Source organism: Paramicrobacterium agarici, from assembly GCF_002563955.1.
Lineage (GTDB): Bacteria > Actinomycetota > Actinomycetes > Actinomycetales > Microbacteriaceae > Paramicrobacterium > Paramicrobacterium agarici.
Genome location: NZ_PDJE01000001.1, coordinates 1548362 through 1571095 on the forward strand (window position 1 = coordinate 1548362; position 22734 = coordinate 1571095).

Below are 22734 nucleotides of genomic sequence, written 5' to 3' on the forward strand. Positions count from 1 at the left end.
GTCACGCTGCCTCGCGCGACGACTCGTCTGCGCTCGATCGAGCGGCTCGGGAGGGACGCTCCGCGACCAGCGCCCGCAGCCTCTCATCGACGAGACGAGGCTGGCTTCCCGCCTGCACGGCAAGCATTCCCTCCATGAGGAGAGTCTTGCGCTCGACATCGAGCTCTCCCAGACGTGCGAGCCGCATGCCGATCGGCAGCCAGATGAAGTTTGCCGAGAGCAGACCCCACAGGGTGGCGACGAAGGCCGTGGCAATCATCGGACCGAGCGTCGACGGGCTGTCGAGTCGTTCGAGAACGTGCGTGAGCGACACCACGGTTCCGATGATCCCGATCGTCGGGGCGAAGCCGCCCATCATCGAGTAGAAGCGAGCCGCAACGCGGTTGGAGCTTGCCGTTGTCGCGATCTCGTCTTCGAGCATGATGCGCAGATCTTCGGCGTCGGTCCCGTCGGCGATATTCTGCAGCGCACTCTTGACGAAGGGGTCGGATGCTTCGTTCGCGTCGTTCTCGAGCGAGAGCAGCCCGTCGCGTCGCGCACGCTCGGCGTATCCGACGACATCATCGATCGTCGCGTTGAGTGAGGGGGACTTGCCTCGGATGACCCGTGGCAGGGCTTTGAGCGCGAGAACGGCATCCTTCAGGGTTGAACTCGCGATGCCGACGGCGATCGTGGCGCCGAAGACGAGAACCATCGGAGCGGGCAGCAGCAGCGCTGAGACGTGCGCGCCCTCGATCGAGATCATCGCCAGCAGTGCGCCGAACGCGAGAACGAGCCCGATGATGAATGCGGGATCCATCACTTGCCTCCGTCAGAGATCGAGTCGGTGAGCGGGGCGACGAGGCCAAGAGTCGTCGCCCTGTTTGCCGACTGTGGGTAGACGTTGGCTTCGGCGAGTACGCGGGCGCGGAACGCCGCGATCTTGTCGATCACCTCGGTGATCGCCTCAGTGACGACGAACTTCGCGCCGTCGACCATGACGAGTGTGGTGTCGGGAGAAGCGTGAACCCGCTCGATCAAGTCGGGGTTCACTGCAAATTGGCTGCCGTTCAGCCGAGTGACAACGATCATCGGTCCATCCTTGGAAGATCTCGACGGCCCATCCTGGTCCGTCACACGTCACTGTCGGCACTCTCCACGAACAGGTAAGGGCTGCGGCAGGCAGAGGAGTGCCCCACCCGGCTGACACAGAACAGCCGGGTGGGGCACGGGTCGATCAGCGCTTGAGGTTCGTCAGCTCCTGCAGCACCTCGTCGCTCGTCGTGATGATGCGCGCATTCGCCTGGAAGCCGCGCTGGGCGACGATGAGGTTCGTGAACTCCTGCGAGAGGTCCACGTTCGACATCTCGAGGGCACCGCTGATGATCTCACCCATGCCATCGACGCCCGCGGTTCCGATCGCCGCATCTCCCGAGTTGACCGTCGGGCGGTACTGTGACGAGCCGGCCTTCTCGAGACCCGTCGGGTTGACGAATGTGGCAAGGGCGACACGCGCCAGCACCGCCGTCTCGCCGTTGCTGAACGTGCCGATCAGGCTGCCGTCGTCGCTGAGCGCGTATGACTGCAGCGTGCCGGCGGCGTGGCCGTCCTGATCGGTGACGGCGACCGTCGAAAGCTCAGCGAAGCCGGTCACAGACGTGAGGTCAACGGTGACCGGTCCGATGGAGAGGGTCCCGCCCGCGGTCACTTCGCCGTCGGTGAACTCGAGGCTTGTTGTCGAGGTTCCGCTTGAGACGTCCCATCCGGTTCCCGTGCGCACGAACGTGAGCGCGACGTCCGATGCATTTCCGTTCGCGTCGTAGACCGTCACGTCGAGCACCAGTTCGTCGTCGACATCCGCGTCCGACGGCAGATTCCCCGTGACCGTCGCTGCCGTTGTGGCTGCCGGGGCCGAAACGGCGTCGACGGGAAGCGTGATGTTTCCGACCGCGCTTCCCGGGCGGATTGCGCCGTCTTGCGCGGTCCAGCCCTGCACGAATGCGCCGTCGGCGCTCACCATGCGACCTTGCGAGTCGAACGAGAACCCTCCGTTGCGCGTGTAGAGAGTTTCAGCCCCCGAGCGCACGATGAAGAAGCCGTCGCCCGCGATCATGAGGTCGGTGGGAACGCCCGTCGACTGAGCAGCGCCCTGAGCGAAGTTTGTCGAAATGCCGGCCACCTGCACGCCGAGACCGACTTGAGCGGGGTTCGAGCCGCCGGTGTCCTGCTGCGGCAGCGTCGAGTTCTTGACGAGCTGCGAGAGCGTGTCCTGAAACTGCACGGATGACGCCTTGAAGGCTGTCGTGTTGACGTTGGCGATGTTGTTTCCGGTGACGTCGAGCATGGTCTGATGCGACCGGAGGCCAGAGATGCCGGAGTACAGGGAGCGGAGCATGATGCTGCCTTTCTGTGGGTGTCAGGATGCGGTGCTGATGCCCGACACGGCGTCGAGCGGAACGGTTGTGTCGCCGATGGTGACCTGGGGCACCGATTCGGCGAAGGAGACAGACGAGACGAGTCCCGAAACCTCGTTGCCGTCGGCGTCGAGGTAGCTCGCCTGCTGGCCCACCAGCGCGGCGGCGGTCTGCCGCATGCTGAGGGCGAAGTTCTCGTTCGATGTCGTCGCCATGGCGGTGAGCTGCTCCATCATGGCCAGCTGCGTCGTCTGCGAGATCATCTCGTTCGTGTTCATGGGAGAACTCGGGTCTTGGTTCTTGAGCTGCGTGACGAGCAGCTGCATGAACACTTCGGAGTCGAGGGTCTGCTTGCGATCCTGCGCGGGCGTGACCGTGCTGGTGTACAGGCCCGTGGAGGCGACCGGTTCGACAGTGGGCATGAGAATTCCTTTCGGTCAGGCGAAGACGTCGATCGTGGTGTGAGGGGACGGATGCTGCTGCGCAGGCGTGTGCGCGGCGGCATCGGCGTCGGGGGTTTCCGTGCCGCCGTTCGGCTGGCCACCGCTGTGGCGACCAGTCCCTTGCGACCCTGCGCGCTGGTCGAGGGGGTTCTGCTGGCCCCCGAGCAGTCCGCTGCCGTTCGAATTTCCGCCAGCGGTGGTTCCCGAACTCTGGCCCGCGTCGCCGGACGCGAGCGTGAGCGCGGCGTGCGGGGCGACGCCCGCGAGGTCGCGCCGCAAGTCGGTCATGATGTGCCGAATGGCGTCGCGGCCGGCATCTGTCGGCGAGAACAGTTCGATCTGCATGGTGCTTCCGGTGATGTGCGCGCGCACCGTGACGGGGCCGAGGTTCTCGGGCGATACGGTGAGGGTGAGCTGGTGCGTGCCGTCACCGGCTTGTGCGAGGGAGACGAGCGCTGGGGCCAGCTGCGGCGCGAGCGTCGGTCGCGGAACGGCTGCGGTCGAGGGTGCAGCCGAGACAGCGGCGGGCGGTGCCGGTGTGGGAGACGTCGCGCTCGCCGGTGTGTCGAGCGTTGCTGTCGTGTCGGTCAAGACGGCCGACGGTCCCGCGACGCGCGCGGTTTCGCCGTTGGTCGTCGCCGGTTCGGCGGACGGGGCGGCTGGGCGCACCGCGGTGGGATCGGCGGGTGTTGCCGGCACATTCGTCGGTGTCGCTGCCTGGGAATTCGAGGGGGCGGAGACGGACGCCACGGGAGGTGGCGCGGCCTGGTTCACGGCGGGACCGGCGGGCACCAGGGCCGAGGGTGATGCGGATGCTGTCGTCGCGGCGGCGGGAGCGGCAGTTGGACGCGCGCCATCCGGTGTCGAGACGATGGGTGCTTGTGCTGCCGGCGCGGTGCGAGCCGCGGGAGTGCCCGACGTCGTCGCCGACGCCATGGGGGTGCTGGACGCGGGCGAGTCGGCCAGCCGTGGGGGCTGTGCGTTCTCTGGCGGCAGCGGTGCTGTTGCCGGTGTCTGTGCGGTCTGAGTGCGCGTCGTCTCGGCGGCCGTGACCACGCTCTGCGCTGCCTCGTCGTGCGCAACGGGGAGCGACATCGCGGGTGCGAGAGACTCGACGGCTGCAACGACCTCCGTGTGGGGCGCTGCTGGGGCAGCATCCGCTCGTTCCGTCTCCGTGCCAGAGGCTTTCGTCGTGCGCTCAGCATCCGCCCCCGCGTCGGCCGTCTCGCCGATCACTGCGGTGGGGGCAGATGGCGTATCGAGCGCCGCGTTCCCAGGTGCTGGCTCTTGAACGGCGGCTGCGGAGTCATCGGGCGTCGCGCGCGGCGCCCGAGAGAGTGTCCCGTCACCTGAGCTCTCGGAGGCAATCGCAGACAGCGCTTCGTCAAACGCCGCACTGGGAGTGCCGTTCGCCGGCGTTCGGCGGTCGGACGACGCAGGTGCCGCCGTCAGTATGGTCGCGATGGTGGTCATGGGCGCACCGCCTGATTCAGAAAACCGGAGCGCAGCATCGCCAGAAGCTGCGATTCGGCCGGGTTAGACGTGCCCCCGATGGCACCTGCCACACCGCCGAGTCCCGACGCGCCGTACATGCTCAGCAGCGATGTGGTCGTGTCGGTCCGGCCAGCACCACTCATCGTGGCTGCTCCGGCGTCAGGAACGACACGGCGGATCGTGGAGATCTCCGATGGCGACAGGTAATTGTCGACGAGCTCGACGCTCTTGCCCGGGCGCGGAGCATGGATGATCTTGCCGTCGCCGGCGTAGATCACGATGTGACCTTCGCCCTTCACGACGAGCAGATCGCCCGGCTGAGCCTGATCGAGGGACGGCACCTCGACGCCGATATCTGCCTGGTCCTGAACGACGCGGGGAGCGTCGATGCCCAGATCGGCGAGCACGCGCTGCACGAGCCCCGAGCAGTCGATTCCCGACCGGTCTTCGCCCCCGAACACGTACGGCACGCCGAGGTATGACTTCGCCTGCTCGACGATGTCGGTTCCGGTGACAGCACCCGACGATGCCGAGCCGAGCACATCGCTGATCGCCGAGGCGAAATCCGTCGCGGTCGTCGATGAGGTCGACGTGGATGCTGTCGACACAGCACTCGTCGTGGAAAGCTGCTGAATCTGCGTCTGAATATCGCTGATGCGCTCGAGTGCGACAGTGAGGCTCATTGCTCGGGTTCCTTCCACCTGGTTGTGGCGATCTCGTCGAGAACGGCCTGCTCCGCCCGCAGCTCGTCGGCTCGCTCGCGCTTCACGTGTGCCTGCTCGAGCTTCTCGATGCTCTTCTCGTTGCGTTTGGCGCGCGTGTGCTCGCGCTCGGCCTCGTCGCGCTCGCGATTGTGCACGTCGGCGAGGTTCGTCAGCTCGGCGAGCTGACTGCGGGCGGCCACTCGGGACGCTGCGATTGCCGCCAGTGTGCGCACGTCGACGGCTTCTGTGCCGGTCGAGGCGAGGGCTGCGCGCGCTTGACGGTCGCGAGCCTCAGTCTGGCGGGCAGTGATCGACGCACGCGAGAGGCGTTCAGCCGCCTCGCGCTGCTGGATGCTGCGCAGGCGAAGCAGCCCCGTGAGAGCGAACTTTCGAGCCATCAGATCCCTCCGAAGGTCGACACGAGCTGGTCAAGACGACGCCACGCATCATCGGCGGCGCTGATCTCGTCGATGCTCTGCGTGAGGAAGTCCGTGATGCCGCGCTCATTCGCGACAGCAGCATCCACCCGCGGGTTCGCCCCGGGCTGATATGCGCCGACATCGATGAGATCGCTCGCATCGCGGCGGGCGGCGAGCACGGAGCGCAGGCTCGTGGTGATTGCCTTCTGCTGTGGCGAGATGATCTTGCTCGCGACGCGGGACACCGAACCGAGAACGTCAACTGCCGGGTAATGGCCGGTCACGGCGAGGTCGCGGTCAAGAACGATGTGGCCGTCGAGAATCGAGCGAGCTGCGTCTGCGATGGGCTCGTTGTGGTCGTCGCCGTCGACGAGAACGGTGTAGAGGCCGGTGATCGATCCGACAGCATCCGTCCCCGCGCGCTCGAGAAGCTGCGCGAGCATCGAGAACGTCGAAGGCGGGTACCCGCGGGTTGCGGGCGGTTCACCCGCCGAGAGACCGATCTCGCGCTGGGCCATCGCAACGCGCGTCACGGAGTCCATCATGAGCATGGCGTTCGCCCCCTCATCGCGGAACGCCTCAGCGATGCGCGTGGCGACGAACGCCGCTCGAAGGCGCGCCATGGCGGGTTGGTCTGACGTCGCGACGATGACGACGGAGCGTGCGAGGCCCTCGGGGCCGAGGTCGTCTTCGAGAAACTCGCGCACCTCGCGGCCGCGCTCGCCGACGAGAGCGACAACGGAGACTTCGGCGTCTGTCCCGCGCGCGATCATCGACATGAGGGAGGACTTGCCGACGCCCGACCCGGCGAACAGGCCAATGCGCTGCCCGAGTCCCACCGTTGTGAGCGTGTCGAGCGCGCGCACGCCGAGGGTGAGAGGTGACGAGATTCTGCTGCGTCCCATGACAGACGGAGGCTCATGATCAAGCGTCACGCGAGGTGCTCCCGCGAGGGGTCCTTTGCCATCGATCGGTCGCCCGAGTCCGTCGAGAACGCGCCCGAGCAAGGCCCGTCCCGTCGGCACCGTGAGCGGTCGCCCGTGTGCGCGAACGGGAGCGCCGGCTATGATTCCGCCGAGGGGCGACAAGGGCATGCAGCGCAACCGGTCTCGCGTCGTCGCGACGACTTCGGCGATGACATCGTCGCCGATCGTCACCATGTCGCCGACCGGGCACGTCAGCCCACGGACGTCGACGCTGAGACCCAGCACTTGAGAGACGCTTCCGACGCGCTCCGGTCGGGCCGCGTCCACGACGGTGGGCCAGGCGATTGTCACGGTCTCACCTCGCTGAGCGCCGATCGAGCCCGCTCGAATGCATCGCTGAGGTGGGCGTTGACGGCTCCATCGTCGAGGTCAGCGACGGCGTCCCCTGGCGCGAGAGAGAGGTCGGGGACGAGGGTGACCGTGGTGGCGTCGTCGACGTGAAGGCGCCGGAGAATGTCGGCGTCGAGCGGGTTGAGCCGCACGGCCGTGATGTCGTCGGCGTCGACGACCGAGAGGGCTCGATGCAGCGCATTGCGTGCCGACGCCTCGTGGGACGAGAGCTCGCGGGCGACGACGGCCTCGGCCAGCTCAACGGCGAGGCGTTCGAGCAGCGACTGGGCGGCAACGAGCAGCTCACCGTGACGGCGGGAGAGCGCGAGTGCCGATTCCTCGAGAATCGAGAGCGCGGTCTCGATCGAACGCGCCTGCTCGGCGCGGTTAGCCTCGTTCTCGGCGTCGATGCGGGCGCGCTGCTCGGCCGCCACGGTCGCGGCCGCTCGCACACCTTCGGCATGACCGGCGGCATAGCCGCGGGCGCGAGCGCGCTCGACGTCGCGGGCCGTCGCGGCGCCGGTGATGCGAGGGAATACTCCTGGAGTGAAGTTGTCAGTAGACATACTCCTCCTCGTCGGCGCGCTGAACCGTGATGTCTCCCTGCGCCTCGAGTGTGCGGATGACACGCACGATCTCGGCGCGCGCTTCTTCGACCTGAGAGATGCGCACGGGACCGAGCGTCTGCGCCTCGTCGTCGAGAAGTTCGCGATTGCGCTCCGACAGGTTCGTGCGAATGACTTCCGTCACGGGAGCGCTGGCACCCTTCATCGCCGTGGCGAGCACTGTCGTGTCCGTTCCGCGGAGCACCAGCTGGGCGTCTCTCTCGCCGAGCCGCACGAGATCGGCAAACGTGAGCATGCGGGAGCGCACGTCTTCGGCGAGTTCGGCGTCACGGGCCTCCAGGCTCTCGAGAAGCGCCTTCTCGGTGGCAGCATCCGACCTGTTGATGATGTCGACGAGCGGCTGAACCCCGCCGACGGCGCCGACCGTGTCACGCTGTGTGAAGACGCCGCCCGTGCGTGATTTGAGAGTCTCGGCGACGATCGATATCGCCTCCTGCGTCGCCGTTCCCATGGTGGCGATGCACTGCGCGACGTCGGCGCGGAGCGGATCGGGCAGAATGGCGAGCACTGTCGACGCCTGCGCGGGGGAGAGGTGCGCGAGCACGAGAGCAATCGTCTGCGGGAGCTCGCCATCGAGCAGAGACACGACCTGCCCCGCATCGGCGACAGAGAGGAACTCGAATGACTTGCCGGCGAGGCTCGACGTCACGCGCGTCATGACGGTCTCCGCGCGTTCCGAACCGAAGGACGCTTCGAGAATTCCCGCCGCGACCTCGCGACCACCGCGGCCCTGGAAGAGCTGCTGCGTGGCGAGCGAGTGGAACTCGGTCAGAGCAAGACTCGCGACGTCGCCGTCGACTCGGCGGATTCGAATGATCTCGGCAGTGATCTCCTCGGCTTCGGCCTCGGTGAACTGCTTCATCACCTCGGCCGCGCGCTCCCGGTCCATGCTCATGAGCACGATCGCCGCCTTCTGCACGCCGTTCAGCTCGGTCACGCGTCGTTCCTGTCGTCCATGAGCGTGCGCAGCAGTTCGGCCGTCTTGCCCGGATCGCGTCCAGCGATCGCGTCGATCTCAGCACGTCGCCTGTTGATCGAGATCTCCTCCGGTTCCGGATCTGGCTCTGGTGCGGGCTCGCTGGGTTCGAGTGAGAGCTTCTCTGTGGGGGCCTCGAGAAGCTGGTCGAACTCGGTCGGCTCTTCGAGTTGGGTCAGCTCGATGGACTCGCGGGTCTGCTGCTTGTTGCGGCGTGCGTAGAGAATGAGGCCGGCAACCAGGGTGATGACGATCGCCGCCGCGATGATGGACGTACGGATAATCGCATTCATGCGGTCGGCCTCCGCGGCATCCTTTGCCGCCTGCAGCGCCTCCTGCGCGGCGTTCGCGTCGGCCTTGCTGAACGCAACGAGGGCGACAGTCACGTCGTCACCTCGCGCAGGGTCAATGCCCGCTGCGGTTGTGACGAGGTTCTGAATCTCCCCGAGATCGATGTTCTCGGCAGCATCCGAATCGACGGCCACCGACACTGACTGGCGGTCGATCGCGCCCGAGGGTGTTGTTGTCTTCTCGGTCGATTTATTGATCGCGTTATTGCGGGTCGTCTCTGTCGACTCGTAGTTGCCCGTGCCACCGCCGCCGGGAACCCCGATATTGTCGGGACCGAGCACGCCGGAGCCGCCGCCCCCGCCGCCCGAGTACTTCTCGGATTTCGTCTTCTCATCGGTCGAGATGTCGCCCTCAGGAGCCGAATACTGCTCTTCGAGAAGTTCGCTTGACGAGAGGTCCATCTCGGCGGCAACAGTCACCGTCGCGTTTCCGGCTCCGACGATCGTGTCGAGCATCTGCTGAATGTTCTGGCTGACGCGCATTTCGTACTCGCTCGCCTGCTGGTCGGCGCTTCCCGTCGTACCGACGCCGACGGCCGAGAGCACGTCTCCTGACTGGTCGATGACCGCGACGTTCTCTGACTTGAGGTCGGTGATGGCGGCAGAGGTCAGGTGCACGATGGCGTCAACCTGCCCGTTCGAGAGCGCGGCGCCCTTTTCGGTCTCGATGAACACGGATGCTGTCGGATCGACCTTCTCTGAGACGAAGACGCTCTCTTCGGGAATCGCCAGCTGCACGGATGCTGCCGTCACGCCGTCCAGTGACGAGATCGTATCGGCCAGCTCGCCCTCGATGGCGCGCTTGTAGGTGACGGACTGTTGAAACTCCGATGTCGTCACACCCATGTCGTCGAGGAGCGTGTACCCCTCAGAGGTGGAGCTCGGCAGTCCGGCCGAGGCCGCGGCCAGGCGCTGGTCGTAGACGGAGTCCTCGGGAACGAGCACCGTCGCGCCGCCGTCGGTGAGTTCGTACTGAACGCCAGAGGACTTGAGCTGCTCGACGACCGCGTTGGCGTCCGATGCGCTGAGCCCGGTGAACAGTGGCGACATCGAGGGCCGGCTGAGCCACGTGGCGAGGGCGATAGATCCGAGCACAAGAACGGCAATTCCGATGATCGCAATCGTGCGCTGGGCGACCGAGAACGACTTCACGGTGGCGCCCAGTCTCTGAAAGACAGACGTGACGGCGCGGGGCATTATGCCTGCATCCTCATGATCTCGTTGAACGCAGCGACGCCCTTGTTGCGCACGGCGGCGACGAGCTCAAGCGTCACGGCAGCTCTCGCCGAGGCGATCGATGCGGCGTGGATGTCGCTCAGATCGCCCGTGACGGCCGCGACCGACAGCTCGTTCGATGTGGCCTTCAGCTGCTGCAGATCGTCGATCGCGCCGGTGAGCGAGGCGCCGAATCCGCCGTCGCTCGCGGGTTGCGTCTCGAGAGTCGGGGGAGTGAATGCCGCCGCTGCCTGCGAAGGGCCGTCGATGGGGGAGATGGGCATCAGCTTCGTCCGATCTGCAGGGCGGCCTCATAACTGGTCTTCGCGCGGTCGACGACGGCGGCATTCGCTTGGTAACCGCGCTGGGCAAGAATGAGCTCACTCATCTGCGTGCCCAGATCGATGTCGGGGTAGCGCACGTATCCCTCGGCGTCAGCAAGGGGATTCGCTGGCTCATAGACGAGGCGTCCCTCGGGGTCGCCGAACGCGGCTCCCGCGACGTAGACGCCCGGCGACTCCTGCCCCGCCTCGACAACAATGTAGCGTTCCTGAAACGCGGCGCTGTCTGTCGAGGTCGCCGTATTGATGTTGGCGATGTTGTCGCTGAGTGCGTCGAGCCACTTGCGGTGAACCGTGAGGCCGGTCCCGGCGATTCCGATTGCGTCGAAGGTCATCAGCTGCTCCTCAATGCGGTGCGCACGGCACTGAACTGACCGTTCATCGCCTGCGACGCGAACTGGTAGCGCAGCACCGTGTCGATGTTCGAGAGCGTCTCGGTGTCGAGGTTGACGTTGTTGCCGTCGAGACGAGTCGGCTCGAGAGATTCGCCGACGGATGCTGTCACGCTTCCGTTACCGTCGGCGACAGACGCGGCGAGTTCTTCTTCGAACTGCACGCGCTTGGCGTGGTAGCCGGGCGTGTTGATGTTGGCGATGTTGTCGGCGATGGCTCGCTGGCGCATGGAGAGGCCGTCGAGCGCGCTGGTGAGTGCAGCGGCGGTCACTGAATCGAACACGAGTACCGTTCCCAAATGCTTTCGGGTGGCCGATCCCTGGCCGAGCGTTGTGAGCGATCCGTGCTCCCTGTGCTCTATCGGCAGGGTCTCGCGCGTCGTTAGGTGGCTGCGTTATCCGTCGACGTCGAGGTAGACGGCGGCATCGCCGCGCACGGGAGGGAGGCGCTTGAGAGCGTTCAGATGCTGCTGCACCTGCGCCTTCTCGTGGGTGACTCGCGCGATCGCGTCGCGCTGCCGCTCGGCCAGTTGTCGTGCGCGGTCGGCGAGGGCGTCGGGCAGCGGTGTGGCGGCTGGCTGCCAGAGCGAGGTGGATGCTGTCGACGCATCGAGGTCTGCCTCGAAACGGTCGAGCAGCGCTGTCCATTCGGCGATCGCGTTAGGCATTGGCGCTCGCGTGAGTCGCGGTGAGGGAGGCGGCGGCTGCGTGCCAGGCATCGCGAAGCGGAGTGATGATCTCGACGCACTCGTGAGACAAACCGGCATCCCGTGTCACGTTTGCCGTGATCAGCGTTTGCGTGAGATAGGCGTACACCGCACGGAGCCCGTCGCTGCCCTCCCAATCGTCGGTGAGCGACGACATGAGCTCTGCAATGATCGACTGCGCGTGCTGCAGATTGTCGTTGGCAACGGGCCAGTTCTCTGCCTTCTGCGCGGCCTCGGCCCGCTCCACGTCGAGAAGAAGCCGGTCGTAGAGCATGGTGAGCAGGCGTTCCGGCGTCGCCGACATGACGGCATCCGTCTGGTATTGGCGTTGTGCACGAACGACGGCGTTCATGAGCTCTCCTTCATGCTCGGAAGTGACGATAGCTGTGATGTGAGGTAGTCGGATTGCGCCTGCATTTGCGACAGCATGACCTCGAGCTGCGCATACGTGCGCTCCAGCGAGGCGCGGCGCTTCTCGAGGCGCAGATCCCAGCGCTCGATCTGATCGCCGAGGCTCTCGACCTCGTTCTCTTGCCCCGTGATGCGCATCGTGAGCAGGCCATCGTAGGTGTCGGAGTACTGATCAGAGACGTCCTGCACGCGCGTTGCGATTCCCGAGAAGATCGCGTTCACCGCGGCGGGGTCCTTGGCGATGGCATCGGTGAACGTCGCCTTGTCGAAACTGAGCACGCCGTACCTGTCGATCGAGATGCCGATCGTCGACGGTGACGTGCCGTCGACGGGAAACTGCACGGCGCTCGAGAGGGCCTGTCGCAGGGCGCGCACCGTGCTGTCGCCCGTGAAGACGCCGAGGGTGGTGTTCTCGCCGGCCTCCGTCGAGACAGTGGCCTTCGAGCCGTTCGCGATGCCCGCGAGGATCGCCGCGATGGTGTCGACGAACTCTTTCGCCGTCGCGGCGCTGGCTTCAGTGTCAGGAGCGACGGTGATGGAGACGGGGGCCGTCGAGGGGCGCGAGACAGTGACGTCGACTCCCGTCATGAGTCCCGTGAACGTGTTGCTCGACGAGGTGATCGTCTGCTCGGCTGCGGTGCCTGCCCACAGAGTGATCTGCGCGTCCTGTGCGGCGGTCACAGTCGCGGCACCGGGCTGCGTGGCAACGTCGATCGCCGTTCCCGCGTCAACGGAAGCGGCGTCTCCGCGATACACGGTGAATGCGCCTTCCGTGCCGGTATCTGCGGCGACGAGCTGCAGGCGGTAGAGCGCGTTTCCGTCGGCATCTGTGCCGGCGGGAACCGTGCTTGCTGTGACACCGGCTCCTGCGGCGTTGATTGCCGTCGCGACGCTGTCGAGCGACGTCGAACCGGCGGTGATCTCGATCTTTTCGCCTGCTGCGTTCACGATCGTGAGAGTGGGCGGGTCATCGGGCCATTGCGCGGAGGCGGCGGTGACGACGGTCTGCGCCGTCGCAACGCGATCGACCACGATGTCGATCGAGACGGCGGATGCTGTTGCCGAGGCCGACACCGAAACGGCGTCGCTTGAGCTCGTTCCCGTGAACGAGGCAAGGGAGGTCGCACCTGACGCGGTCTTTGCGTCTGCGACGAGGTCCTGAAGCGAAGAATTGAGGGACTGCAGGTTCGCGATGATCGTGTTCTTGTCGGCGACCTTGTTCTTGAGAAGCGTCTGCGGGATCGCCTCGACATCCATGAGGGCTTTGATGATCGCGGTGGTGTCGAGGCCGCTGGCGAGGCCATCGAACGAGAGTCCCATGAGGCGCCTTTCGAATGAAGAATCTGGTCTCGGGCGCCCGGGCGAGGAAGGACGGTCCAGGTCTTTCCCTGCCCGGGCGCCCGGCTGTTCACCGCTTAGCGGAGCAGCTGGAGCACACCCTGGTTTGCCTGGTTGGCCTGCGCGAGCATCGCCGTGCCGGCCTGCGACAGAATGTTCGCCGCGGTGTACTTGACCATCTCGGCCGCCATGTCAGTGTCGCGAATACGGCTCTCAGCAGCCGACAGGTTCTCTGCCGACACGTTGAGGCTGTTGATCGTCGACTCGAAGCGGTTCTGCGAAGCACCCAGTTCGGCGCGTCCTGCCGAAACAGCGGTGATTGCCGTGTCGATCGCCTCGATCGTGGTCTGCGCCACTGTCGAGTCGGTCACGTCGAAGCCGTCTGCCGCAGTCGCAACAGTGCCGTCAGTGAGCGTGACAACTCCGGTCAGGGCGGTCGCGAGGTCGAGCATGTCCACGCTGATCTGCGATGCGGCGTTGCCGTCAGATCCGACCTGGAACGTCAACGAGGCGGGGCCAGCGCCGTCCGTTCCGTCTCCACCAGCCTGGAACAGGTTGATGCCGTTGAAGTTAGTGGACTCGGCGATGCGCGAGAGCTCCGCACCCAGCTGGTCGGCCTCGTTCTTGATCGCGGTGCGCGACTCGACGTTGTTCGAGTCGTTTGCTCCCTGAACAGCGAGGTCACGCATGCGCTGCAGGATCGAGTGGACCTCGGTCAGAGCACCTTCCGCCGTCTGGATGACCGAGATGCCGTCCTGCGCGTTGCGGGCTGCAACGTTCAGGCCGTTGATCTGCGAACGCAGTCCCTCGGAGATTGCCAGACCGGCAGCGTCATCTGCTGCCCGGTTGATGCGCAGACCGCTCGACAGCTTCTCCAGCGAGTTCGACAGGTCGTTCTGCGTGTTCGACAGGTTGCGGTACGCGTTGAGCGCGGCAACGTTGGTGTTGATTTGCATACCCATTGTTGATTCCTCCGTGAGTGGGTGGTGGTGCAGAGCCCGTCCGTGGGCTCTGATCACAGCTATCGGCAACGAACTGCTGCATGTAAGGAGCCGCGTAAGAGCAGACCCTCCTCACGGGGGACTTGCGGCTAGCGCCAAAAACATGAATATTTGTCATGTAACTGACGAGAACAGTAGAAGGGAGGCGCGCGTGAGGTCAGACGGCGGGAACGTGCTGACGGAATACGTCGGCGACTCGCAGGTTTGCGTGCTGGGCCATGCGCGTGAAGTACGCTGCTCGCGAGGCTGCGGAGACGCGCGCTGTGACCGCGAGGTCAGTTCCCGGCTTCTCGGCGAAGTATGCGGCCAGAGCGTCGTGCAGCAGACGCACAGCCTCGGAACGCTGCTGGGACACTGCCGAGTGCGAGATCCCCAGCTCAGCCGCGATCTCCTTGATCGGCCGGTCATTGAAGTACACGTCGCGGACGATGGCGCGCATGCGCTCGGGGAGGGCATCGATCGCGGTCTGAAGAACCTCGAGCCGCTCGCCGACGACAATGCTCTCGTCTGGCAGCGGTATCTGGCTGGCGATGGACTGAGCCGACGGGTCATCGAGGGTCGTCACGGTGCGAGCAGCGTCGGCGAGCGTCTCCGCCACTGTTGCACGGTCCGTACCCATGGCGGTAGCGAGCTCGGCAACACTGGGCGTCCGTCCGAGCCCGGCGGTCAGCGTCTCTTGAACGGCGAGAGTCTCTTTGATGCGTTTCCGGATGCCGCGCGACGCCCAGTCCATCGAGCGCATCTCGTCGGCAAACGCACCGAGAATGCGTCGGCGGGCAAAGGCGCCGAAAGGGACTCCGAGCGCAGGGTTGAAAGCATCGGCGGCGGTGACAAGCGCGACCGATCCGACAGACGCCAGGTCTTCTCGTGAGAGGTGTGTGGCACGGGCCCAGACATCTGCGACGAGATACCCCACAAGAGGGAGGTTCTCTTCAATGAGCCGATTGCGCTCTGCTCGATCCATTCGCTTCCCTGACGCTCTCACTTTGTGCCATGACGGCGTGCTTCTGGGTGCACCTAGGGGAGGCGCTCGTCGCGATGCAGGCACATCCCGGCGGGTTCGGGTCACTCATGAGCCGTTCATCTCGGTCCGCACGTCGGGTCGTGGCCGCTGGCAAGCATGCTGCCAACGAACGGTGCGAGAATTGCACCGTGACCGAGAAAAATCTGCCACTCGTTCACCCTGCACAATCGTGTCAGCAGAACGCCAAAGTATCCATGCGGGAGGTGCCCCCAAAACGGGGCGACTCGCCAATATCGCACGAAGAAGCGGGAAGTCTATGGGGAGAACTCCCCGTGCGAAACCTGTAACGCGATCTCGTCGCCGGCCGATAGATCGTAGTGATGCCCGCCAGAACAATCGAGAAAAGAGGTGAGTTCGTGGCTGCCAATGAACTTTCGATGCTGTTGTGGAGAGAGCGCGAACTCCTCGAGATGCTGCTGTTCAAGCTTGAAGAAGAACAGCTCTTGCTGACGGCGGGCAAATCGCGGTGGATCACGTTTGCGACGCGCGAGGTCGAGCAGGTTCTCGACCGCCTGCGCGCTGCGGGGCTCGGCCGTGCCGTCGAGGTCGCTGCCGTCGCCGACGAGTGGGGCGCGCCCGAAGAGGCGACCCTTCGAGAGCTCATCGCACATGCTCCCGCCGGACCGTGGGGAGACATCTTCAACGATCATCTGCGCGCCATGACCAAGCTCACCGAAGAGATCGGGCAGCTGCGCAACGCGAACGAGCAGTACCTGCGCGCGGCTATGCGTGCGACGCAGGAGACCATCGCAGGCCTGAACGTCGAGACGGGCGTCTACACCTCCCATGGAGACTCGTCACGCGACGACTCAGCGCGCATCATCGACACGGAACTGTAGGCACGAAGACCATGTCAACTTTTAGCGGAATCAACACCGCGTACACGGCTCTGTCTGCGGCGAGGCTTGGCATCGACCTGACGGGCCAGAACATCGCGAACCAGCGGACCGAAGGCTACACGCGACAGCGCCTGTCGACATCGGCAATGGATGCTGTCGCCCAAGCCGGGCGCTTCAGTCTCGGCGCGGTGCCGGGCCACGGTGTCAGTGTCGACGGAATCGTGCGTCTCGGAGATGCGGTTCTCGATGCTCGCGTACGTGACTCCCTCGCAGCATCCGGATTCTGGTCTACTCGCGCCTCTGCTGCGCTGACTGCTGAAGCGGCGATGGCGGAACCCTCAGAAGCGGGGCTGTCGAACCAGCTGTCAGAGTTCTGGTCGGGATGGCAGGACCTCGCCAACGCACCAGATTCGGATGCTGCGGCGGCCGTCGTTCTCAACGGAGCATCCGTGCTCACGTCACAGATCGCCGCGGGTTACGACGCCGTCAGCTCGCAGTGGAGCAGCATCCGAGCCAGCGTCGACAGAACCGTGACCGGCATCAACGTTGCCGCGGACCAGATCGCTGCCCTCAACGGCGAGATTCGCAGCGCCCTCAACGCCGGCCGTTCGGCAAACGAGCTGATCGATCAGCGCAATCTGCTTGTTCAGAATGTGGCTCGCGACGCGGGAAGCACCGCGACGCTTGAGTCCGACGGCACGATGACCGTGCGCATCGGCGGCAACGCTCTCGTCGAGGGAACGAACGCGCGCCACCTCGTCGCGAGCGGGCCGACCGGCATCGCGGCGGGTGAACGCGTCATCGTCGCGTGGGAATCTCGCCCGGACACGGCGATTACTCTCACCGGCGGAGAGCTCGGCGGCACGCTCTCGGTGCTCGCCCCCGCGAGCGAAGGTGGAACACTGGCGCAGCTCGCTGACTCGTACAACGAGGTGGCGACGGCACTCGCGGAGAGTGTGAACGCCGTGCACCGTACGGGCGAGACGCCGGATGGTGCAGCGGGCGGAGACTTCTTCGCAATCGACCCCAGCGGTCCGGCAGCGCTCGGGCTCAGCGTTGTGCCGGGCTCCCGCGATGAACTTGCGCTTGCCTCGCCGGGAGCCGGCGCCCTCGACGGGAGCATCGCCGACGCGATCTCGCAGATCGGCCAGCAGGGTGACTCGCCCGACGCCATCTGGACCGACGTCATCACGAGCTTCGGCGTTGCGACGGCGGGCGACGTGCAGCGCGCGAATCTCGCTGAGACATCCGCCGTGACCGCCGTCGGCGCGCAACAGTCTGTCTCGTCGGTTGATGGCGATGAGGAGACGATCAATCTGCTCACGTACCAGACCGCCTATCAGGCGGCCGCCCGCGTGCTGACCGCCATTGATGAAGCGCTCGATGTGCTCATCAACAGAACCGGCCTCGTCGGACGCTGACCTAAGGGAGCTTCATGTTTTCGCGTGTGACCTCGTCGACAATGACACAGTCGTCGCTGCGCAACCTGCAGAACAATCTGTCTGAACTCGCTCGTCTGCAAGAGCAAGCGACGTCGCAGAAGGCGTTCGCTGTGCCCTCCGAGAATCCGTCAGCCGCCGCGACGACGCTCGGTTTGCACGCTGAGCAGCGTCGCAACGAGCAGTACGCACGCAACCTCAATGATGGTCTCGCGTGGGTGGCGACGATCGACTCGGCGATCTCCGCCAGCACTTCCCTCATGAACCGCGTGCGCAGCCTCACGGTTCAGGGTGCCAACGACGGCGCGCTCGACGCGACGGCGAAAGAGGCGATCGCGGTCGAGCTTGAGGGAATCCGCGACGAGCTGCTCGCGCAAGCGAACACGAGCCTGCTCGGCCGCAACGTCTTCGCGGGAACGTCCAACGCGGGGCAGGCCTTCACGGTCGACGCGGCGGCGCCCGAACAGTATGTGTTCACGGGTATTCCGGGCTCAGAAGTGACCCGGCGCGTTGCCGACAATGCGACAGTGCGGGTGGATGCTGACGGCGCGGCGGTCTTCGGAACAGGTGCTGACTCCGCTTTCGCTCTCATCGACCAGATCGTCGATGATCTTCGCTCCGGCGTCAATGTCGGTCCGCGTCTCGAGCAGATCGACGAGCGAATCACGGCTATGCTCGGTACCCAGGCGGCTGTTGGTGCCCGCCAGTCGCAGATCGAACGCGCGAAGGAGCTGACCATGGATGCGTCCGTGTCGCTGGAATCGCGTCGCGCCTCGGTGGAGGACGTCGACTCGGTGGAGGTGCTCGTCGAGCTGAAGGCTCAGGAACTCGTCTACCAGTCCGCGCTCGCCGTCACGAGTCGTGTGCTGCAGCCGACGCTCATGGACTTCCTCCGATGAGCGCTGCCCTGAGGTTTGTGGCGCCGCCACCAGGATTCGCGCCGCACACGGAGTTCGCGCTTGAGCCCGTCGACGGTGCCGAAGGACTCTTCGCGATGAGCGCCGCCGACGACACCGCACTCCGGGTGTTCCTTCTCGATCCGCGCATGGTCCTTGACGATTACGCACCGGTGATCAGTGACGATCAGGCTGAGCAGATCGAGCTGACGGATGCTGCTGACGCGCTCGTCCTCGTCGTCGCGAACCCGTCCGACGCGGGAGTGAGCGTCAACCTCATGGCGCCTGTCGTTGTCAACACCACAACGGGACGCTCATCCCAGGTCATTCTCGAAGATCAGGACTTTCCGGTTCGCGCGACCCTTTTGTAAGTGCGCCGCGGCGCACGCCGTCAAGCCCTTGAAAACGCCCACGGTGGTTCCTACTCTGCCGAGCATGGGGTTTTACGATCCACGCAACAAGGAAATCAGTCCGAGAGCTGCTCGGCTGTACGCAGCCTTCAGCGTTGCTCATTCCATTGCAGACTTCGCCGCCGCAGCGCTCTTCGTGATCGGCAGCGTGCTGTTCTTCAGCGAAGCGCTGAAGACGCCGGGCATCTGGTGCTTCCTCGTCGGCTCGATCTGCTTCTTGCTCAAACCCACGATTCGCCTGATTCGTGAGATCAAGCTTGCAGCGCTCGACGAGGTCAGCAGTCTTGCCTCACGAGCGCCCGAGGGGCCGGGAAACGTGCACTTCGAGAGCTCAGACGATAAATAGCCGTCTCGCGGCGTGGCGCCCCGCAACTTGCGCCTGCCCAGCAGAATGTCGGCGCTGACCGTTACGATTGACTCGTGGTTACCGCCCTGTATCGCCGCTATCGGCCCGAGACGTTCTCCGAGATGATCGGCCAGTCCCAGGTGACCGATCCGCTGCGTACAGCGCTGCGCACCGATCGTGTCAACCACGCCTATCTGTTCAGCGGTCCCCGCGGGTGCGGCAAGACGACCTCGGCGCGCATCCTCGCGCGCTGCCTCAACTGTGCTGAGGGACCCACCGACACCCCGTGCGGCACCTGCCCAAGCTGTGTTGAGCTCAGCCGTGACGGCGGAGGGTCGCTTGACGTCGTCGAAATCGACGCGGCCAGCCACAACGGCGTCGACGACGCTCGTGATCTGCGCGAGCGCGCCGTCTTCGCTCCGGCGCGCGACCGGTTCAAGATCTTCATTCTCGATGAGGCGCACATGGTCACACCGCAGGGCTTCAATGCTCTGCTCAAGATCGTCGAAGAGCCGCCGCCCCACATCAAGTTCATCTTCGCGACGACCGAACCCGACAAGGTGATCGGCACCATCCGGTCGCGCACTCACCACTACCCCTTCCGGCTGGTCCCGCCGGCGCAGATGCTCGAGTACACGCAGCGACTGTGCGACGAAGAGGGTGTGCAGGTCGAGCCCGGAGTGCTGCCGCTTGTCGTGCGCGCCGGTGGTGGCTCGCCACGAGACACGCTGTCGCTTCTCGATCAGCTCATGGCCGGTTCTGAGGGATCAACGGTCGACTACGAGCGTGCCGTCGCCCTGCTCGGCTACACGCACTCGGCTCTGCTCGACGACGTCGTCGACGCCATCGGCCGCGCCGATGCCAAGGGCGCCTTCGAGTCCGTCGACCGCGTGATTCAAACGGGGCAAGACCCGAGGCGATTCGTCGACGACCTGCTTGAGCGGCTTCGCGACCTCATCATCGTCGAAGCGGCGCAGGGCAATGCTGGGGCCGTGCTACGAGGACTTCCCGAAGACGAGCTTGAGCGCATGATCGGCCAGGCGGCCCTGTTCGGGCAGGCCGAGCTTTCGCGCACGGCCGACATCGCGAACACCGCCCTGACCGATATGACGGGCGCAACGTCGCCCAAGCTTCACCTTGAGCTCATGATCGCGCGCATGCTCGTGCCCGCTGTTGACGCGACAGAACGCGGGGCCCTGGCTCGAGTCGAGCGGCTGGAACGGCGAGCAGGCATGCCAACGGATGCTGCCGCGGCAGCGCCCGCTCCCGTGACACCCGCGCCCACCGCCGTCCCTCGCGCTGCTGAACCGTCTGCTCCGGCTCTCGAACAGCCCGCCGAACCGACGCGGCCGGCCGAGACGGAGCGTCCCGCGGCCCAGAAGGCTCCGGAGCCGACGCCGCGGCCCAAGCCGACCGGGCCCGTCACGCTGCAGCTCTTGAGGGACTCCTGGCCCGAGGTTCTCGAACAGGTGGCGAAGACCAAGCGCGCATCGTGGATGCTCGTGATGAACGCCGACGTTCGCGACCTGAACGACGACATTCTCACCCTCGTCTTCCCGAGTCCCAAAGATGTCGACTCGTTCAAGAAGCTTGCCGGGGGAGACGGCCCCAGTGAACACCTTCGATCGGCGATCGTCGATGTGCTCGGGCTGCGGGTCAAGTACATCGCAAAGGTCGACGGTCCGCCAGAAGCGGCGTCGCAGGGCGCGCCCTCGCACGCGCCTGCGCAAGCGGCTCCCCGCGAGCCGCGCGCCTCAAGCGCCGCCGACGCACCAGCGGCGGAGCCTGAGGAGCCTGCGCCGGCGGGGCCTTCGGGAGCGACCGGTCAGAGTGATTGGGCACCGGCAGACGACGAGCCACCGTACGATCCGTACGAAGACGCTGCGCCACCGGACGAGCCGGTCGCTGTTGTCACGCCCGCGCGCGAAACGAGCCCTGCGCCGGTTTCGGCGCCCGTTGCGTCCGCGAGCGAACCCGCGGCTGATTCGGCACCGGTTACCGGCTGGAGCGTCGTGCAGATTCCGGCGGACGATGACGATGAGGCGGCGGCGCCCGTTGCCGAAGCTCCCGTCGCAGCTTCCGCACCCGTACGTGAGACCGCACACGTGCGCGAGCGCGCTCCCGAGTCTTCGGAGCCGGTCGAAACCGTGCCGGCACCGAACCCGACACCAACCCAATCAGCACCCACCGAGGTCAGGGCCGAATCGCCGAGTGTCCCCGCAGCTGAACCGCCGGCTCCGGAGACTCACCCTCAGCAGCAGCGCGCTCGTTATGGCGAGGCAGTCGTTCGCGAGGTGCTTCGCGCCCGGTTCATCGAAGAGCAGCAGTACACACCGCAGCAGAGGTTCAACTAGCGCATGTATGAAGGAATCGTTCAAGAGCTGATCGACGAGTTCGGTCGCCTCCCGGGTATTGGGCCGAAGTCAGCGCAGCGCATCGCGTTCCACATCGTGCAGACCGAATCGTTCGATGTCTCGCGACTCGCAGAGCTGCTCGTCGAGGTGCGCGACAAGGTGCACTTCTGCGAGATCTGCGGAAACGTCGCAGAGCAGGAGCAGTGCTCGATCTGCCGCGATCCGCGACGCGACCACTCGTTCATCTGCGTCGTCGAAGAGGCGAAAGACGTTGTGGCGATCGAGCGCACACGCGAGTTCCGCGGGCTGTACCACGTGCTGGGCGGAGCGATCAGCCCCATCGACGGCATCGGCCCCGACGATCTGCGCGTTCGGGAGCTCATGCAGCGTCTCGCCGACGGCGCCGTCACCGAGGTCATCATTGCGACGGATCCCAACCTCGAGGGCGAAGCGACAGCGACCTATCTCAGTCGATTGCTCAAGACCTTAGAGATCCGCGTGACGCGGCTCGCCTCGGGCCTCCCGGTCGGCGGCGACCTCGAGTACGCAGACGAAGTCACGCTCGGCCGCGCCTTCGAGGGGCGCACGGCTCTCGGCTAGTTCGTCGTCTTCAGACGAAGTGTGTCATCGCCGAGCAAGCTGATGCGCTCGCGCGACGGAAACGCCCAGCACGCTGGCAATATCCGCGAACGTCATCCCGCGTTCACGGAGATCTTGAACAGACTCCCGGCTCAGCGCAGCCGCTGCTCTTTCGTCGTCTCGGGCGTGCATGGCGAGCTGCCTCGCATGTTTCCACTTCTGCGTAGCGCTGGCAGCCGTGGCAATCGTCACATCGACGTCAACGTGAGACGGTTGGATATCGAGCCACACAGCAGCTGCGTCACGCGCCATAGTCTCGATTTCGCTAACTCGTCGCGCCTGTGTGACGGTGTCGAGATCACGGAACCGGATGATCCACCATTTGTCTTCAAGATCTGCTGTAGCGACCACACTATGCTTCTGCGAAATCCGAGTATCGGTCGACATCTCTTACCTCCACGATTTCGGGTATTCAGGAATGACCGTGATGATTTGACGAATAACACCCGGGGACACAGTTCGGTGACGGGGGACAGACAACCTGCCGTTGCCGTCCGGGCCCTGCCAGTGCGTGTGGCTCCCGGTGGTTCGAATTTGTACCCAGCCTGATTCTTCGAGGAACTTTCGTACCTCTCTGTACTTTACGGCGCGGACCACAGAATTTCAATCCCCTCTTGAAATGAGACTCGAACGAGTTATGGGTTCGATCCGGCACACAATC

Annotated in this window: 28 protein-coding genes; 7 read left to right on the forward strand and 21 right to left on the reverse strand. The window is 65.3% G+C overall.

The window, feature by feature from the left end; all coding sequences use genetic code 11:
- Position 1 precedes the first annotated feature (1 nt).
- From ATJ78_RS07580 to ATJ78_RS07670, 19 genes are all read right to left on the reverse strand, one after another.
- On the reverse strand, positions 2 to 799 hold the full coding sequence (locus ATJ78_RS07580) for a motility protein A (protein ID WP_098407034.1): 798 nt from the start codon (positions 797 to 799) through the stop codon (positions 2 to 4).
- Positions 799 to 1071 (reverse strand): flagellar FlbD family protein, encoded by a 273-nt coding sequence (locus ATJ78_RS07585; RefSeq protein ID WP_098407035.1) that lies wholly within the window; start codon positions 1069 to 1071, stop codon positions 799 to 801. The genes ATJ78_RS07580 and ATJ78_RS07585 overlap by 1 nt, the downstream gene beginning before the upstream one ends.
- Before the next feature lie 145 nt (positions 1072 to 1216).
- A complete protein-coding gene (locus ATJ78_RS07590) occupies positions 1217 to 2374 on the reverse strand; it encodes a flagellar hook protein FlgE (RefSeq protein ID WP_098407036.1) in 1158 nt (385 codons plus the stop codon).
- 21 nt (positions 2375 to 2395) lie between these two features.
- The gene (locus ATJ78_RS07595) at positions 2396 to 2815 is read right to left on the reverse strand and encodes a flagellar hook assembly protein FlgD (RefSeq protein WP_098407037.1); all 420 of its coding nucleotides are present in this window, start codon (positions 2813 to 2815) and stop codon (positions 2396 to 2398) included.
- A 15-nt stretch (positions 2816 to 2830) separates the two neighbouring features.
- Complete coding sequence (locus tag ATJ78_RS07600) at positions 2831 to 4309, reverse strand: flagellar hook-length control protein FliK (RefSeq protein WP_098407038.1); 1479 nt, start codon at positions 4307 to 4309, stop codon at positions 2831 to 2833.
- On the reverse strand, positions 4306 to 5013 hold the full coding sequence (locus ATJ78_RS07605; protein ID WP_098407039.1) for a C40 family peptidase: 708 nt from the start codon (positions 5011 to 5013) through the stop codon (positions 4306 to 4308). Before ATJ78_RS07605 ends, ATJ78_RS07600 begins: the two co-directional genes overlap by 4 nt.
- Complete coding sequence (locus tag ATJ78_RS07610) at positions 5010 to 5432, reverse strand: flagellar FliJ family protein (RefSeq protein WP_098407040.1); 423 nt, start codon at positions 5430 to 5432, stop codon at positions 5010 to 5012. The genes ATJ78_RS07605 and ATJ78_RS07610 overlap by 4 nt, the downstream gene beginning before the upstream one ends.
- Entirely contained in the window at positions 5432 to 6730 is a 1299-nt protein-coding gene (locus ATJ78_RS07615; RefSeq protein ID WP_245836248.1) for a FliI/YscN family ATPase, read from the reverse strand. The genes ATJ78_RS07610 and ATJ78_RS07615 overlap by 1 nt, the downstream gene beginning before the upstream one ends.
- On the reverse strand, positions 6727 to 7335 hold the full coding sequence (locus ATJ78_RS07620; RefSeq protein ID WP_098407041.1) for a FliH/SctL family protein: 609 nt from the start codon (positions 7333 to 7335) through the stop codon (positions 6727 to 6729). The genes ATJ78_RS07615 and ATJ78_RS07620 overlap by 4 nt, the downstream gene beginning before the upstream one ends.
- Positions 7325 to 8332, reverse strand: coding sequence for a flagellar motor switch protein FliG (fliG, locus tag ATJ78_RS07625; protein ID WP_098407042.1), 1008 nt, complete (start codon positions 8330 to 8332; stop codon positions 7325 to 7327). The genes ATJ78_RS07620 and fliG overlap by 11 nt, the downstream gene beginning before the upstream one ends.
- Entirely contained in the window at positions 8329 to 9918 is a 1590-nt protein-coding gene (gene fliF, locus ATJ78_RS07630) for a flagellar basal-body MS-ring/collar protein FliF (protein WP_098407043.1), read from the reverse strand. The genes fliG and fliF overlap by 4 nt, the downstream gene beginning before the upstream one ends.
- On the reverse strand, positions 9918 to 10220 hold the full coding sequence (gene fliE, locus ATJ78_RS07635) for a flagellar hook-basal body complex protein FliE (protein ID WP_098407044.1): 303 nt from the start codon (positions 10218 to 10220) through the stop codon (positions 9918 to 9920). The genes fliF and fliE overlap by 1 nt, the downstream gene beginning before the upstream one ends.
- Entirely contained in the window at positions 10220 to 10612 is a 393-nt protein-coding gene (locus ATJ78_RS07640) for a flagellar basal body rod protein FlgC (RefSeq protein WP_098407045.1), read from the reverse strand. Before ATJ78_RS07640 ends, fliE begins: the two co-directional genes overlap by 1 nt.
- Positions 10612 to 10953 carry a flagellar basal body rod protein FlgB gene (locus tag ATJ78_RS07645; protein ID WP_098409278.1) on the reverse strand — a complete coding sequence of 114 codons (342 nt, stop codon included), beginning with the start codon at positions 10951 to 10953 and terminating at the stop codon, positions 10612 to 10614. The genes ATJ78_RS07640 and ATJ78_RS07645 overlap by 1 nt, the downstream gene beginning before the upstream one ends.
- Before the next feature lie 111 nt (positions 10954 to 11064).
- On the reverse strand, positions 11065 to 11337 hold the full coding sequence (locus ATJ78_RS07650) for a hypothetical protein (protein WP_098407046.1): 273 nt from the start codon (positions 11335 to 11337) through the stop codon (positions 11065 to 11067).
- A complete protein-coding gene (gene fliS / locus ATJ78_RS07655; protein ID WP_098407047.1) occupies positions 11330 to 11728 on the reverse strand; it encodes a flagellar export chaperone FliS in 399 nt (132 codons plus the stop codon). The genes ATJ78_RS07650 and fliS overlap by 8 nt, the downstream gene beginning before the upstream one ends.
- A complete protein-coding gene (gene fliD / locus ATJ78_RS07660) occupies positions 11725 to 13107 on the reverse strand; it encodes a flagellar filament capping protein FliD (protein ID WP_098407048.1) in 1383 nt (460 codons plus the stop codon). The genes fliS and fliD overlap by 4 nt, the downstream gene beginning before the upstream one ends.
- A gap of 95 nt (positions 13108 to 13202) precedes the next feature.
- The gene (locus ATJ78_RS07665; RefSeq protein ID WP_098407049.1) at positions 13203 to 14087 is read right to left on the reverse strand and encodes a flagellin N-terminal helical domain-containing protein; all 885 of its coding nucleotides are present in this window, start codon (positions 14085 to 14087) and stop codon (positions 13203 to 13205) included.
- A gap of 196 nt (positions 14088 to 14283) precedes the next feature.
- Positions 14284 to 15090, reverse strand: coding sequence for a sigma-70 family RNA polymerase sigma factor (locus ATJ78_RS07670; RefSeq protein ID WP_098407050.1), 807 nt, complete (start codon positions 15088 to 15090; stop codon positions 14284 to 14286).
- A 416-nt stretch (positions 15091 to 15506) separates the two neighbouring features.
- Here ATJ78_RS07670 and ATJ78_RS07675 point away from each other — a divergent pair, with 416 nt between their 5' ends.
- The 7 genes from ATJ78_RS07675 (at position 15507) to recR (ending at position 22034) form a co-directional block, all read left to right on the forward strand.
- Positions 15507 to 15989 (forward strand): flagellar protein FlgN, encoded by a 483-nt coding sequence (locus tag ATJ78_RS07675; RefSeq protein WP_098407051.1) that lies wholly within the window; start codon positions 15507 to 15509, stop codon positions 15987 to 15989.
- Between the two features lie 11 nt (positions 15990 to 16000).
- Positions 16001 to 17410: a flagellar hook-associated protein FlgK gene (flgK, locus tag ATJ78_RS07680; RefSeq protein ID WP_098407052.1), complete on the forward strand. Its 1410-nt coding sequence runs from the start codon at positions 16001 to 16003 to the stop codon at positions 17408 to 17410.
- Positions 17411 to 17424: 14 nt separating this feature from the next.
- Positions 17425 to 18327, forward strand: coding sequence for a flagellar hook-associated protein FlgL (gene flgL, locus ATJ78_RS07685; protein ID WP_098407053.1), 903 nt, complete (start codon positions 17425 to 17427; stop codon positions 18325 to 18327).
- Positions 18324 to 18695: a flagellar assembly protein FliW gene (gene fliW / locus ATJ78_RS07690; RefSeq protein ID WP_098407054.1), complete on the forward strand. Its 372-nt coding sequence runs from the start codon at positions 18324 to 18326 to the stop codon at positions 18693 to 18695. The genes flgL and fliW overlap by 4 nt, the downstream gene beginning before the upstream one ends.
- A gap of 64 nt (positions 18696 to 18759) precedes the next feature.
- Positions 18760 to 19080, forward strand: a complete 321-nt coding sequence (locus ATJ78_RS07695; protein WP_098407055.1) for a YrhK family protein — start codon at positions 18760 to 18762, stop codon at positions 19078 to 19080.
- Positions 19081 to 19154: 74 nt separating this feature from the next.
- Positions 19155 to 21434: a DNA polymerase III subunit gamma and tau gene (locus tag ATJ78_RS07700; RefSeq protein WP_098407056.1), complete on the forward strand. Its 2280-nt coding sequence runs from the start codon at positions 19155 to 19157 to the stop codon at positions 21432 to 21434.
- A gap of 3 nt (positions 21435 to 21437) precedes the next feature.
- On the forward strand, positions 21438 to 22034 hold the full coding sequence (recR, locus tag ATJ78_RS07705; protein WP_098407057.1) for a recombination mediator RecR: 597 nt from the start codon (positions 21438 to 21440) through the stop codon (positions 22032 to 22034).
- A 24-nt stretch (positions 22035 to 22058) separates the two neighbouring features.
- Here recR and ATJ78_RS07710 read toward each other — a convergent pair whose 3' ends face one another.
- Entirely contained in the window at positions 22059 to 22460 is a 402-nt protein-coding gene (locus ATJ78_RS07710; RefSeq protein ID WP_098407058.1) for a hypothetical protein, read from the reverse strand.
- A 3-nt stretch (positions 22461 to 22463) separates the two neighbouring features.
- Positions 22464 to 22670: a type II toxin-antitoxin system HicA family toxin gene (locus ATJ78_RS16285; protein ID WP_098407059.1), complete on the reverse strand. Its 207-nt coding sequence runs from the start codon at positions 22668 to 22670 to the stop codon at positions 22464 to 22466.
- Positions 22671 to 22734 lie beyond the last annotated feature (64 nt).